Annotated in this window: 12 protein-coding genes and 1 pseudogene; 6 read left to right on the top strand and 7 right to left on the bottom strand. The window is 28.6% G+C overall.

Annotated features, from left to right (window positions below; translation table 11 throughout):
* The first annotated feature begins 1 nt into the window (after window position 1).
* The 5 genes from CALAG_RS07825 (at window position 2) to CALAG_RS04380 (ending at window position 4,314) form a co-directional block, all read left to right on the top strand.
* The gene (locus CALAG_RS07825; RefSeq protein WP_083859939.1) at window positions 2-763 is read left to right on the top strand and encodes an FkbM family methyltransferase; all 762 of its coding nucleotides are present in this window, start codon (window positions 2-4) and stop codon (window positions 761-763) included.
* The gene (locus CALAG_RS04395; RefSeq protein ID WP_048816746.1) at window positions 753-953 is read left to right on the top strand and encodes a hypothetical protein; all 201 of its coding nucleotides are present in this window, start codon (window positions 753-755) and stop codon (window positions 951-953) included. Before CALAG_RS07825 ends, CALAG_RS04395 begins: the two co-directional genes overlap by 11 nt.
* A 1,579-nt stretch (window positions 954-2,532) precedes the next feature.
* Entirely contained in the window at window positions 2,533-3,414 is an 882-nt protein-coding gene (locus CALAG_RS04390) for a sulfurtransferase (RefSeq protein ID WP_015232538.1), read from the top strand.
* The gene (locus CALAG_RS04385; RefSeq protein ID WP_015232537.1) at window positions 3,411-3,665 is read left to right on the top strand and encodes a hypothetical protein; all 255 of its coding nucleotides are present in this window, start codon (window positions 3,411-3,413) and stop codon (window positions 3,663-3,665) included. The genes CALAG_RS04390 and CALAG_RS04385 overlap by 4 nt, the downstream gene beginning before the upstream one ends.
* A 157-nt stretch (window positions 3,666-3,822) precedes the next feature.
* Window positions 3,823-4,314, top strand: coding sequence for a YbhB/YbcL family Raf kinase inhibitor-like protein (locus CALAG_RS04380; RefSeq protein ID WP_245529218.1), 492 nt, complete (start codon window positions 3,823-3,825; stop codon window positions 4,312-4,314).
* 42 nt (window positions 4,315-4,356) lie between these two features.
* On the opposite strand, the gene CALAG_RS04375 is transcribed toward CALAG_RS04380, so the two are convergent.
* From CALAG_RS04375 to CALAG_RS04355, 7 genes and pseudogenes are all read right to left on the bottom strand, one after another.
* Window positions 4,357-5,997, bottom strand: coding sequence for a flagella assembly protein J (locus tag CALAG_RS04375; RefSeq protein WP_015232535.1), 1,641 nt, complete (start codon window positions 5,995-5,997; stop codon window positions 4,357-4,359).
* Window positions 5,990-6,961: a hypothetical protein gene (locus tag CALAG_RS08015; protein ID WP_048816745.1), complete on the bottom strand. Its 972-nt coding sequence runs from the start codon at window positions 6,959-6,961 to the stop codon at window positions 5,990-5,992. Before CALAG_RS08015 ends, CALAG_RS04375 begins: the two co-directional genes overlap by 8 nt.
* A 56-nt stretch (window positions 6,962-7,017) precedes the next feature.
* On the bottom strand, window positions 7,018-7,650 hold the full coding sequence (locus tag CALAG_RS08045; RefSeq protein ID WP_342662588.1) for a hypothetical protein: 633 nt from the start codon (window positions 7,648-7,650) through the stop codon (window positions 7,018-7,020).
* A pseudogene (locus CALAG_RS08100) lies at window positions 7,645-8,019 on the bottom strand (ATPase, T2SS/T4P/T4SS family); the annotation flags it as partial. The pseudogene CALAG_RS08100 and the gene CALAG_RS08045, both read right to left, overlap by 6 nt.
* A 4-nt stretch (window positions 8,020-8,023) precedes the next feature.
* Window positions 8,024-10,297: a heavy metal translocating P-type ATPase gene (locus CALAG_RS04360; RefSeq protein WP_015232533.1), complete on the bottom strand. Its 2,274-nt coding sequence runs from the start codon at window positions 10,295-10,297 to the stop codon at window positions 8,024-8,026.
* Between the two features lie 50 nt (window positions 10,298-10,347).
* Window positions 10,348-10,509: a YHS domain-containing protein gene (locus CALAG_RS07810; RefSeq protein WP_083859938.1), complete on the bottom strand. Its 162-nt coding sequence runs from the start codon at window positions 10,507-10,509 to the stop codon at window positions 10,348-10,350.
* 170 nt (window positions 10,510-10,679) lie between these two features.
* Entirely contained in the window at window positions 10,680-11,681 is a 1,002-nt protein-coding gene (locus tag CALAG_RS04355; RefSeq protein WP_157463194.1) for a pyridoxal-phosphate dependent enzyme, read from the bottom strand.
* A gap of 91 nt (window positions 11,682-11,772) precedes the next feature.
* Here CALAG_RS04355 and CALAG_RS04350 point away from each other — a divergent pair, with 91 nt between their 5' ends.
* On the top strand, window positions 11,773-12,930 hold the full coding sequence (locus tag CALAG_RS04350) for a pyridoxal-phosphate-dependent aminotransferase family protein (RefSeq protein ID WP_015232530.1): 1,158 nt from the start codon (window positions 11,773-11,775) through the stop codon (window positions 12,928-12,930).
* The last annotated feature ends 38 nt before the right edge of the window (window positions 12,931-12,968 follow it).

Below are 12,968 nucleotides of genomic sequence, written 5' to 3'. Positions count from 1 at the left end.
AATGAGCATATTATCAACAATAAAACGGATAAATTATTATAGAAAAGTTTACGCTAATTGGATAAGCGTGATTCTCAATGTAAAACGACATAAGGAATTAATTCATGTAAAATTTAGAAACGAGAAAGCTATTAAAAATTCAGGGATTTGCACGTTACCATGTAGTTATGGATTGGTAGACCTTGTTGAACATGGCTTTCTTAATCCTAAACTATTATATTTTAATTCTGATGGAAAACTTTATTATAATGGCCATGAGGTAATTCAAGACTCGTATTTGTCTTTTCTTATATCTATCTGTGGATTTATGAAAAATGGAAATATATGGTATCATCCCCAATTAAATGCAAAGTTCAAAGAACCAATTAATTATTCCATTTATGAGGTCTTTTGTTTAGAAGATTATGGAGGGATTGATGTAAATGGTAGAGAAGTTGTTGATATAGGAGGAAACGTAGGAGATTCAGCTATTTATTTTGCTTTAAAAGGCGGCAAATACGTTTATTCATTTGAACCATTGCCAAATGTTTATAATGTTGCAATTGAAAATATTAAGTTAAACGGATTAGAAAACAAAATCAAGATAATAAATGCGGGAATAGCATCAAAAGAGGGAGAAATTTTAGTTCCTTCAAATTTTGATGTAGAGAAATCACATGACTTTTCAGTTAATAATAAAGGTGATATTAAAATACCAATATATTCGATAGAAAATATAAGGAAAATGATTAAAGATCCATATCTTTTAGAAATTGGATTGTGAAGGTTGCGAAGCTGATGTAATTCTCAATTCAAAATTAGATTTTGAAAAAGTTATATTTGAATCTCATTCTGGAAAAACCAATATTTCTCATGAGACATTGGTTAAAAAATTAGAAAATGATGGGTATAAATGTAAAACTAAAGGTATACATTCTAAAGATCTTGCTGTGATTTATTGCTCAAAACAGTAAATTATCATGCCTCACCGGAAGGGGTTCTCTGGTGAGGAGGATGAAACAATGTTCATGTCTATTAATTTTACTATACTACCTTTTTAAGCTAAATCTAAACTCCTTATTTTAAAGGTATATATTATTTTCTACTATTTAATATATCGAAAATTTTTGAAAACTGAACTAAAAGATTCAAAAATATTTAATGTAAATTAATATGTGAGATTAACATAAAGAAAAAGGAAATTTATGTTATTGGTAATCCAGAATATAATTTTTTATAAAACTAGGTTTAGAGGATATAAAATATATCAAGACTACGCTTTAGTTAATTAAGAGATGATTAATACTTCTTATAAATCTGAAACTGCAAGCCTGATAAAAATTTGAATTATTAACACTAGACTTGATGTATGGTAATAATATTGATATTTTAAATAAATACAATTCTTCTATTGGTACTCTAAGATTAGATAGTAGTAAATTGATACAAAATTTTGATTCCATTTTTAACCTTTAGAATAATTTATTTTTCTTATATATTTAGAGTAACGAATGATATAATTAATTAAATACAGAAAAACAATTTTGAAAAACCTTTATTATTTATCTCTTTTCTTTCAATACGATTCATTAATGTACAAATATTTCGATGTAAAAGGTTTATTTATTAATTTTTCTTATAACCAATGCATACACATTGTTAACTGGGGAGTTAACAATTACAAACCATTATTCACCCTCACTCATTGTTAATTGCATTTAAAGATGTTTAACTTTTAGGAGTTAATAAAGTAAATATACTCTTTCCTTAAGATTCTCTTATAATAAGATTTAGAAAAATGATAACATAGGCTTACCTGATTATGAGACTCAAGTTATCGAAGATTTAGAAAAATTTACATACATGAAGAACTAACTATGCTTAACCTTTTCAGTACGGATCGAAACAAAACAGTTTACGTTATTGGAACTAACGCTGTGTATTAATGAATATAGGTTACCCTGATAAGTAAAACTCATTGAGAAATGATCCACTATCAATAAGGATGGAATAGTTCACCATAATACTATTATAAACCAACAATATTCAAAACCTTTATCTCTTATAATATTGTTTATCATGTGTGTTAGTATTTGGATCTATATTTCCTCTAATTTCAAAACATTTCTCTTAAAATTCTATAATTAAAACTTTACACTCAATGGATTATTTGATAATCATAGTTTAAGGATTATCATGTATAGACCATAATAATTTCCTATCATTATATAAGATAAAACGTGACTAATTTATCACATTTTTCATGAAAAGGATATAGAAAAATATTGATTCTGAATAATTATCTTTTAACTAAATTTTTTTTATAAGGAAAACCGAATAACCTTAAAAAATAATAATCATAGCAATTATTTTAAAAAAAGGAATTATATTAAAAAGAACGAAGTGTTTTATATTATCATAGTAATTTGTTAAGCTTTATAGCATTTCTTATTAAGAGAACTATATTTTTTTAGAGAAATCTATACATAGAGAGATAAAATAAAAACAAATATGTAATTATAGATAATACCATAATTTTATTTTTAATAATTGGTGATAAATGTGGGTGAATTAAAGGAAATAGTAGATAATAAATGGCTTCTTGATCACTTGAAAGATGAAAATGTTAGAGTTATTGAGGTTGACTATGATCCAAACACAGCCTTTAATATATGGCATATACCTGGTTCTGTTTTGATAAGATGGAGAGAAGATTTAAGGCATAAAGTTTTAAGGGATTTCCTAGAGCCTGAAGAATTTGAAAGACTTATGGAATCAAAGGGAGTTAACAATAATACTACCATTATTCTATATGGAGATTATAACAATTGGTTTGCAGTGTATGCATTTTGGCTATTTAAGGCATATGGTCACGATGACGTTAGAATATTAAATGGAGGAAGAACAAAATGGGCTAAAGACGATTTACCGATTGAAAATGGGGATAAGGAAACTAAATATAAAGAAGGAAAATATAAAATAAATAAAGTTGATTGGGGAAGCCATAGAGTATTCTTCTGGGAATTGTTACAAAAAGTAACAAAAAATGAAATAGGAAAGACAACAATACTTGTTGATGTTAGATCTCCAAAGGAATTTAGTGGTGAGATAAGGGCACCTCCTGAATATGCAGATGAGCAAACACAGGTTGGAGGCCATATTCCAGGAGCTATTAGTTTTCCATGGTCACAGGCAGTTAATCCTGATACAGGAGAATTTAAAAGCAAGGAGGAATTAGAAAGATTATTCGAAAATGCTGGTATAAAGAAAGACAAAGAAGTAATAACATATTGTAGAATTGGAGAAAGAGCATCTCATACATGGTTTGTTCTAAAATATTTGTTAAATTATCCTTCAGTTAGAGTATATGATGGATCATGGGCTGAATGGGGAAATATTGTTGGTGCTCCAATAAAGAAAGGAACAGAACCATGAGGACAATTAATAAAATAAAAATTGATAAAATGGATGCGTGCGGAAATAAAAGTCCTATAAGCATTATGCAAGAAAGTATAAAGATGATAAAAAATTGTGATGAAAAAGTTGAAATAGAATTTAATGATTATGATTTTCTTGTTTCTTTGAAATATATATTAAAGATAATGGAGAGTCAATTCAAGTTGAGAATTGAAGAAAATGGAGTTAGAGATGGTTTTATCTCAATAAGTATAGTTCCAGAATGTTAATTTTTTTGATTGTTAAATCTGATTTTGAAAAAATATTTTAATTCAGGTAAATAAATGAATACAGGGATGAAGATACCACGGGTTTGATTGATGAAAGAACCTGTCTCAACCGACCAGATTTATAATTTTTAGAAATACTAAATAAATGGGTGAGAGCTTGGCTAAAGAATATTTATTTAAGGAAGGTAAAGAATTTTCTCTTATTTCAGATAGTTTCAAAAATGGAGAGGTTATACCTAAGAGACATACATGTGAAGGAGATAATATAAGCCCTAAATTAAGTTGGAAATTTGATGAAGCAAAAAGCTATACATTAATTGTTTACGATCCAGATGCCCCTATGAAAACATTCATTCATTGGGTTATTTATGATATACCTTCTTCAATAAATTCTCTTTATGAAGCAATACCAAAAAACGAAAACGTTGATGTTGGAAAACAAGGTAGGAATGATTTTGGAGAAATAGGCTACGATGGTCCATGCCCTCCAAGGGGTCACGGATTTCATAGATATTATTTTGCTTTGCATGGGCTAAATGTTGAAAGTCTTGATATAAGAGGGGAAGCAAATGCTAATAAGGTTTTAAACTCAATGAAAGGAAAAGTTATAGGATATGCAGTCTTGATGGGAAAATACCAAAGAATTTAAATTGTTGGTAATTAGGGGAAAACCTGCGTGAAAAAGGATAGTTTATATTGTAGGGGTTGAATATGCAGGGAACAGATGGAACATATACATGGTTATTGCATCAACCCCTACTAATGTAATGCCTGTTAAAATAAACATTACTGATAAGAATAAATAAAATGATCTAACACTTCCAACCTTTGTTATTGCTAATATATATGCATTTATAACAGCTAAAATTACTGAAAATGCTATTGCACCAATGTTTAATAATACTATCATACCTGGTTGAGGTGAAATAAATCCTGGAAATGTTGAAGATAAACCTGAGCTTAATGGGACAAGGAGAGAGTTAAAATAATAAGTTATTAATGCCATAAATTCTAGTATAGCAATTATGCTAGCATGCATTATAACTAATGCAGAAAAGAAATTTCCAAATACCTGCAATTTCCTTTGCCTAAGAGACAAAATCATGTTATCGAAATCTGATATTGCTACACCTACGTCCATTAAATTACCTCCATATTTCTCTGAATCTGAAAATATCTTTAATCCTCTATAAATTGTCTCGCTATTTGTATCCAACCCAAATTTCTGCATTGCAATATCGTTTTCAACCCCTAATGAAATAGTTGAATGTAATTTTTTAAGCAAACCCTTTAGTTTACCCAACTCAACCTTTGCCATTTCTTTTATTGCTTGCTTTAAATTTGGTACTTGAGATAAGTAGTTTCCTAAGCTTCTTATCATAACAGGGAAAAAGGTATCATAATCATTTATTATATTTTCCATATCATTTATTATATATCCTGATGGTATTAATAATAAACCAATTATGATTAATGATAGACCTATAGTTACATAATTGACCGCATCCGTTATAATATAATAAGACATAATTGAACCAACAACAACGCCAATTAAAGCTAAGATATCTGAAAACCTAGCTGTTGGATTTCTTGATGCCTTTGCTTCAAAATAATCCTTTGGGGCCTTTATTATTACTAGAGCACCCAAAATAACAATAATAAACATAGCGGCGATATAACCAAGTATAATCATTTTTAGACTTGAGCCTCCGAAGAAAAATGACAGCATAAGCATAGTTGATATAGCAAAGATAACTGAAACCATTGTTGATGTATAAACACCATAATATACATTTAATGATTCTAATGATCTATTATACATGTTTTCAAAATTAAATCTAAGTGTTTCAAACTCTACTTTTAAAAATTGTGTTATTTCTTCTCCAACTGATGATACAACAGCAAACCTTTCTAAAAACTCTTTAAATGCCTTATTTTTTTCCTTTAATGAAATCAAATTAACTGATTCAGGAACAGTATATCCCCACTTCTTTGACAATTCCCCTGCCTTCTTGAAGACTTTTGAATACCTTCCATGAGGGCCATCACCTGTTACCCTTAAAATAACTCCTGGAGGTTGTGATCCTGTTGATACTGAATACATATGAAGTAATGCATATAAAAAATCAAAATCTATTTTAATATAAGTTCTATTCCTTAAATAATTTGCTAAAAACAATAGCATTCCTATGCCCATTATAGAAAAGCCATAAATTAAAAATCTTCTACCAAAAATTATTATAATTATTAAACCAAAAAACATTAAAGCAATAGATATTATATTAAATGGACTTAACTTAATACCCCTTATATTTTTTAGAATCTTACTCATTTAGATTAAGCCTCCCTGATGTTAACTCTTTTAATGCATTTTCAATTCCAATTGATTCGGCTATAGTTATTGCTTTAAAAACCTTATAATAATCAAATATTTTTTTATTAGCCAATTCTCTCAGATATTTAGCTCTATATTCAAGTTCATCATATATTAATCCAAAATTTTTTCTGCTTAAACCTCTCATCCTTGCAATTTTTTCTTCTAATAAATAGGAAGAACCCTTACCTGAGAAGAGAAACTTGTCTGTGCTTGGATCCCAATTAAAAATTGGTATTGCGCTTACCTGATCGCTATTAGGATCATATCCTACAAGCTCATATAATGATAAGAGTCTTCTAACGAGTAGGCCTGTTTTAGAATATGTAGATGCCTGGAACCATGCAAAATTAAGATTATCCATATATGGTTTAGGTATATTAATTGGATTACCAGTTAATCTTTGTATTAGTCTAGTTAAGTCTCCCGCGTGAAATGTTGCCATAACTGGATGTCCTGTATCTTCAATTGGTATTGGATATCCATTATTAAAGCCAATATAATAATGTGCTCCATTAAGAACTAAATCATATGTATTTTCTTCTCCTCCATCTTCAACACTAATTACTTTTGCATACTTCCTATTATCTAAAAATATTAATCTATATTTTGAAAAAACTAAATCTGTTGAGTACATATAGCCAGAAAGCCATAAATCTAAAAGGACCCTAGAAAATTCTTCTTTTTTCACGCTTAAGTAATATAAATTTATATTTTTATATGATTTTATTTTTCCAATTTTGATATCATCTGTTTGAATTTCTTTTATTGCTTCCTTATTTATTATTATTTTTCCAATTTTGATATTAATTTTCAACTTTAATTCATTATTGATTATATCTAAATTCGTCAATAAGTTGTTTTTTCCATCAATAAATCCTTTTTTTATTAAAACAACTTTTTTATTACTTTTTGCATTCAAAAGACCTAATAGAAAATATTTTATTGCATCTTCTTTTATTTCAGGCCAATTTCTTATTATTTTTTGTTTTTAATTTCTATAAATCCATTTTTTATTAGCCAATCAACGAAATACAATTCTAGTTGATAAACATCTTTACTTTTTTTCATTTTTTTAATTGGCAATAAACTTATAAATGATTCATCAATTTTTTCTTTTATATAAAATCTTCCTTTTTTCCTATATATTTTGCCTCCTAAAACCAAACCTGTTAGATACCAAAAAATTGGGCTTGATAACATTAAAACACCTTTTTTAAATTTATATCTTCTTTTTATAATTTTATTCTCAAAGTTTTCAACTCTCTTAACTAAAATTTCATTATTCTTGTATAGGGATGCGATTTGTTCACTGCTTATTTCACCTAAATTCGTTATAAATTTATGATTTCTTGTTACATCAAAAACATTCCCATCATCTAATGTAATTCTTATTAATTTTTCTTTTGGCATTTTTGCAATAGCTAAAACATTTGCTTTCTTGATAACACCTTTATCATAGCCTGGTATTTCAATTTTATCCTTTAGATAAACAATTTCTTTTCCATTTGACAATATACTTCCATATTTGTTTTTATAGTTTGTAAAAAGTTCTCTTATTTCCTTAGCTTCATCACCTAAAATTACTTTCCCTTCTTTTATACATTGCATTGCTTGGAATGCAATTGCCCCTTCAGCACCTCTTATTTCACCAACAATTATATAATCTGGCCTTTGTCTTAAAGCGGCCCTAAGCAAATCAAATAATGTAACGCTAGTTTCTGGCCTACCAGTATCTCTAGCAAGCTCCCTTGTCCAGTTTGGATGAGGTAGTTGAATTTCCGCAGTATCTTCAATTGTAACAATTTTATGTGTTGGTTTTATAAATGTTGCAATAGCATTTAATGCTGTTGTTTTTCCAGATGCAGTTTCTCCACATATAAAACCGCTCATTCCTTCTCTTAATAATATCCATATATAGGCAGCTATCCTCTCATCAACAGTTCCCCAATCTATTAATAAGGTAGCCGGTATTACTATATGATCAAAGATAAGACCATAATGAAACTATTACACTGCTAAAGCTCATTGCTAATGCTGCAAATTCAGGTGGTAGATAAAATATTGGATATAAAATTCCAGCAGCAATTGGAACTAAAACACTATTATATCCAAAAGCCCAAGCCAAATTTTGCTTTATTTTATTTTCTAACTTATTTGATATATCAAAAAGATCATCAACCAATCTAATATCTCCAATTATTACATCTCCTGCAGTTTTTGCCAAATCAGTTCCTGAATTTATAGCAATCCCTATGTTTGCTTCTGCAAGGGCCTGAGCATCATTTATTCCATCGCCAACAAAGGCAACATAATGATTTTCATCTTTTAATTTTCTTATTAATTCAACCTTGTCCTCAGGCCTTAAGCCAGAAAAAACCTTTATTTCTTTAAAATAATCAACATTATCTTTACCTGTTGCGATAATTATATTTACATTCCTTTCTCTTAATTTATTAAATAAATCATAAATTCCTTCTCTTAATTTATCCCCAATATTTATAATACCGCCCAATTTTCCATTTATACATATAAAAATATCTCCATCCATTTCTTTAAAATCGCAATTTTCTTTAACAAAGCTCTTTCTACCAACAATAACTATGTTATCATTAATTTTTCCATAAACTCCTTCTCCCACAAATTCCTCAAATTCTTCTACTTTTTCTTTCTCATTGCTTAGATCTGATATTGCCTTTGCTATTGGATGATTACTAAGACTTTCAACGCTAGCAGCCATTTTGATTGCATTAGGCAAAAATTCTTTATATGATCTAACAAGGACTTTACCTTCAGTTAACGTACCTGTTAGGTCAAATACAATAGTATCTAAGTTTTTTATGTTGCTAAATATTTCACCATTCCTTATTATTATACCTTTTTTAACTGATTTATTTATAGTTGCTACAACAGCCATTGGAGTTGCTAACCCTAAAGCACATGGACAAGCAGATGCTAATACAGCTATTGCAAATAGCATTGATGTAAACAAGCTCTTTCCTAAAAAGAAGTGCCATATTATTAACGATAATATAGAAGCAATTAAAATAATTGGGACAAAGATAGCAGAAACCCTATCAACAAGGTTTTGTATTGGCAATTTTATTGCCTGTGCTTCTCTAATTGATTTAGCCACTTGATTTATATAAGAATTTTCTCCTGACCTTGTAACATATAGCTTTGCATAGCCATTAACAATTGTTGATCCTGAAAATAAAGGTAGGCCTTTACCTTTCTTAACTGGTATAGGCTCTCCTGTTAAAACAGATTCATTTACTTCAACAATCCCTTCATCAATTATTCCATCAACAGGTACCTGATCTCCGCTTTTTAAAATTATTGTATCACCAACATTTACCTCAGATACATCAACAATTACTTCCTTATTATTAATGATCTTCTTTACTTTTGTATTTACACTACTTTTTACTGACATTGAAAGCTTATATTTAAAGTACGATTCAAGCGTTTTTCCAATTAAAACAAATGTTATTAGTAAAACTGTTACATCAATTATTATAGGTAAACCTGATATTAAAGCATAAATGCTGTAAAAGAATGCAATACTTGATGATAGTGAAACGAGAGTATCCATATTACCACTTTTATTTTTTGTTGCCCTGATAAAACCTTTATGATAAGTGTATCCAGAATAAAAATAAACAGGTAGTGATGCTATCAATGCATATAGGTTTAAACCTGTGAATTCAAAAAATAAAGAAATTGCAGAGAAAATAACTGCAACAAAAAGCCTTGAAAGCATGGTATGAAATTCTTTTCTTTCCAATTCTTCAATTTTTATTTCTTTTTCAATTAAATTAATTTTATAACCTTTTTGATTTATTAATGATATGATATCATTTGTTGATATAGAAAGTGGATTAAATTCAACTTTTAAGAGACCATCTGCAGAAATGTTTGCCTCTATTATACCATCGATTGATTCTAAATAATTTTTAAGATTTGTGATTTCTTCAGGGTTTATGTTTATCTTACCAACTATTTTCTGAGTTAAAACATCATAGCCTGAATTCCTTATGTTTTTTACAACATCTTTTAATCTTAAATTACCAGTTATTTTTGCATCTCCAGTTGCTAAATTAACCTCTGCGTTTTCAACACCATTAACCTTTTTGATAGCATTTGAAACAGTTATTGCACATGTTGCACAATGCATACCAATTACTTTTATTTGTTGTTCTTTGTTTATTCTAAGCCCCTTCTTTTCTTCTTTATTTTCTTCATAGTTTTTATTCATTATGATCCCTTGGTAGCTATAATTTATTGGTTATATGCTGTTTAATAAAATTAATGAGGCATTCCTTTAGGGCCTTCCTTTAAATACTTTTCTGGATCCTTTTTAAATGAATTTAAACAATTTTCACTGCAAAAATAATATACTTGTCCTTTATACAATGTTTTGTATTTTGAGCTTTTATCAACTTCCATACCACAAACAGGATCTATCAATTGAATCACCAATATATAATTAGAGAATTTGTTTAAAGGTTTTTCTATATACTTTTTCAATTTATTTAATTATTAATTAATAAAATTAATATATTAAATGTCCTTATTGTATTTATCATTTATAGACTTTTCGCTCAAAGGTATTAAAAAACAATAATTTAAAATAAAAATTAAAGTATTTTTTCAATTAAATCATAAAACTTTAATCCATTTCCAGTTAGCATTAATACATAATCATTTACATCATAATTTAACTCTATAAGTCTAATTAATGCTATATAAGATGTTGCTGAAGTAGGCTCTACCATATATCCCATTTGCCAAAGTTTTTTCAATCCTAATTTTATTTCATCATCATCTAATACTATTAATCCCCCATTACTTTCTTTTAACGCTTTTATTGCATCTTCTCCTCTTGGAGACTTTTTTAATGCTAAACCATCTGCAAGCTTAGATTCTTTTCCTTTTGATTCATAAATAGGATCAATAAATTCTTTTAGCGATGCAGTTTCAATTCCTTGAACTGCAAACATTTTTGCATTTATACCAATCTCCTTTAATCCATAATATGTTCCTAAAAATAGAGAAAAGCTAGAGGAAGGTATTATAACACCTCTAGGTTTAATCTTCTCAATTTCTTTCGCAATACTTTTCATCCCTTCAATAAAGAATGGATTCCTTGCATGGGAAACATAAAAACAGCTCCTTGATAAATCCTCAGCAATTAAAGAAGCTTCATCCCTTGTATTAGATTCGATGATTTCGGCATTTAATGACTTTAATAATGCTTTCTTACCTTGGGGAGCTGTCTTAGGTATAACAATCTTACTTTTTAATCCAAGCCTAGATGAATAAGCAGCCGTTGATATACCAGTATTTCCACTAGAATCTTCTACAGCGCATTTATATTTTAACGATGAGGCTAATTGTAGGCTGTATGAAACACCTCTGTCTTTAAAGCTTCCTGTAGGGTTAAGATACTCCATTTTGAAATAAACTTCATAGCCATTTATATTTTCCTTTACTGAAGGAGTGTTTCCTTCCCCTAATATAGAATTGAATTTTGGCTTTTCCCCTTTTATATATAGAGATGATTTACAAACTGGACAAAAGGGATAATATTTATCTTCTTCTCCTTCAAACCCACATTTTTTGCAAAATAGCTTCCACATTTTAAACACAATTAATTTTTTGTATAAAGGGATAAAAAATTTTATCTAAAAATTTTAAAGTTTAAATTCTATTTTAATTTAGGGAGTGAACATGATTAAATATTATACTGATGAGATTCTCATGACTCCAGGTCCGACACAAATTTCCTTGGATATCTATAAGAGCATGATAACAAAGGCTAAAAATACTGATCTAGATGAAGATTTCATTAATTTTTATAATGATTTGAGAAAAAAGGTATTTAATTTATTAAACATGAAAAAAGGGGACATCTATATTATGTTAGGAGAAGCAATGCTTGGATTAGAAATTGCTGTTGCTAATACAGTAAAAGAAGGGGACAAGGTTTTAATTATAGATAATGGGGTTTATGGTGATGGATTTAAAGATCTAGTCAAAATGTATAGAGGAATTCCAATAACCATGGGTCTTGATTGGAGAAAGGAAGCTGATCCAAATGAAATTGACAAAGCATTTGAAAAGAACAAAGATATTAGCTTAGCAACCTTAGTTCATTGCGATACTCCCTCTGGTATGTTAAATAATTTAAATGAAATATCAAAAATTGTTAAATCTCATGATTCATATTTGATTGTAGATGCAGTATCAAGTATTGCTACAACAAATGTTGAATTTCAAAATATAGATATATTAATTGGTGGTTCTCAAAAGGCATTAAATATACCTGCTGGTTTAACAATAATGGCAATTAGCGAAGAAATATGGGAAAAAATTAAGAAAGTAAATTATCAAGGATATTATATGAATTTAAGTTTATGGAAGGAGATGTTTGACTATAATAAAACCTTCCCTTATACTATGAATGATACATTAATATATGCTTTAAATACATCAATTGATAAGTTATTTGAGGAAGGATTAGAAAATGTTTATAAAAGACATGAATTAGCTAAAAGAGCCTCCTTAAATGCTCTTAAATCTTTAAATTTAGAATTGTACCCTGAAGATGAAAGATATTCTTCCCCAAGCGTGACAGCTTTTCTTTTACCTCAAGGAATTAATGATAAAAAATTGAGGGAAATTACGTGGAAAAAATATGGAGTTATGATAGCTGGAAGCTGGGGTAAATTAGAAGGTAAGGTTGCAAGGATAGGCCATATGGGATACCAAGCTTCATTAAACAACTTGCTCATAGCTTATTCTTCATTATCAAAGGCTTTAAATGAATTAGGCTATAAGAATTCTGTAAGCGAAGTTTTAGGTAGTATTGAAGAAGTATATACTTAATTTTGTTGAACGTTCAGCAATACAAATATTTTAATTTT

The organism is Caldisphaera lagunensis DSM 15908, from assembly GCF_000317795.1.
Lineage (GTDB): Archaea > Thermoproteota > Thermoprotei_A > Sulfolobales > Acidilobaceae > Caldisphaera > Caldisphaera lagunensis.
This window is presented reverse-complemented; position numbering and strand designations above follow the sequence as displayed.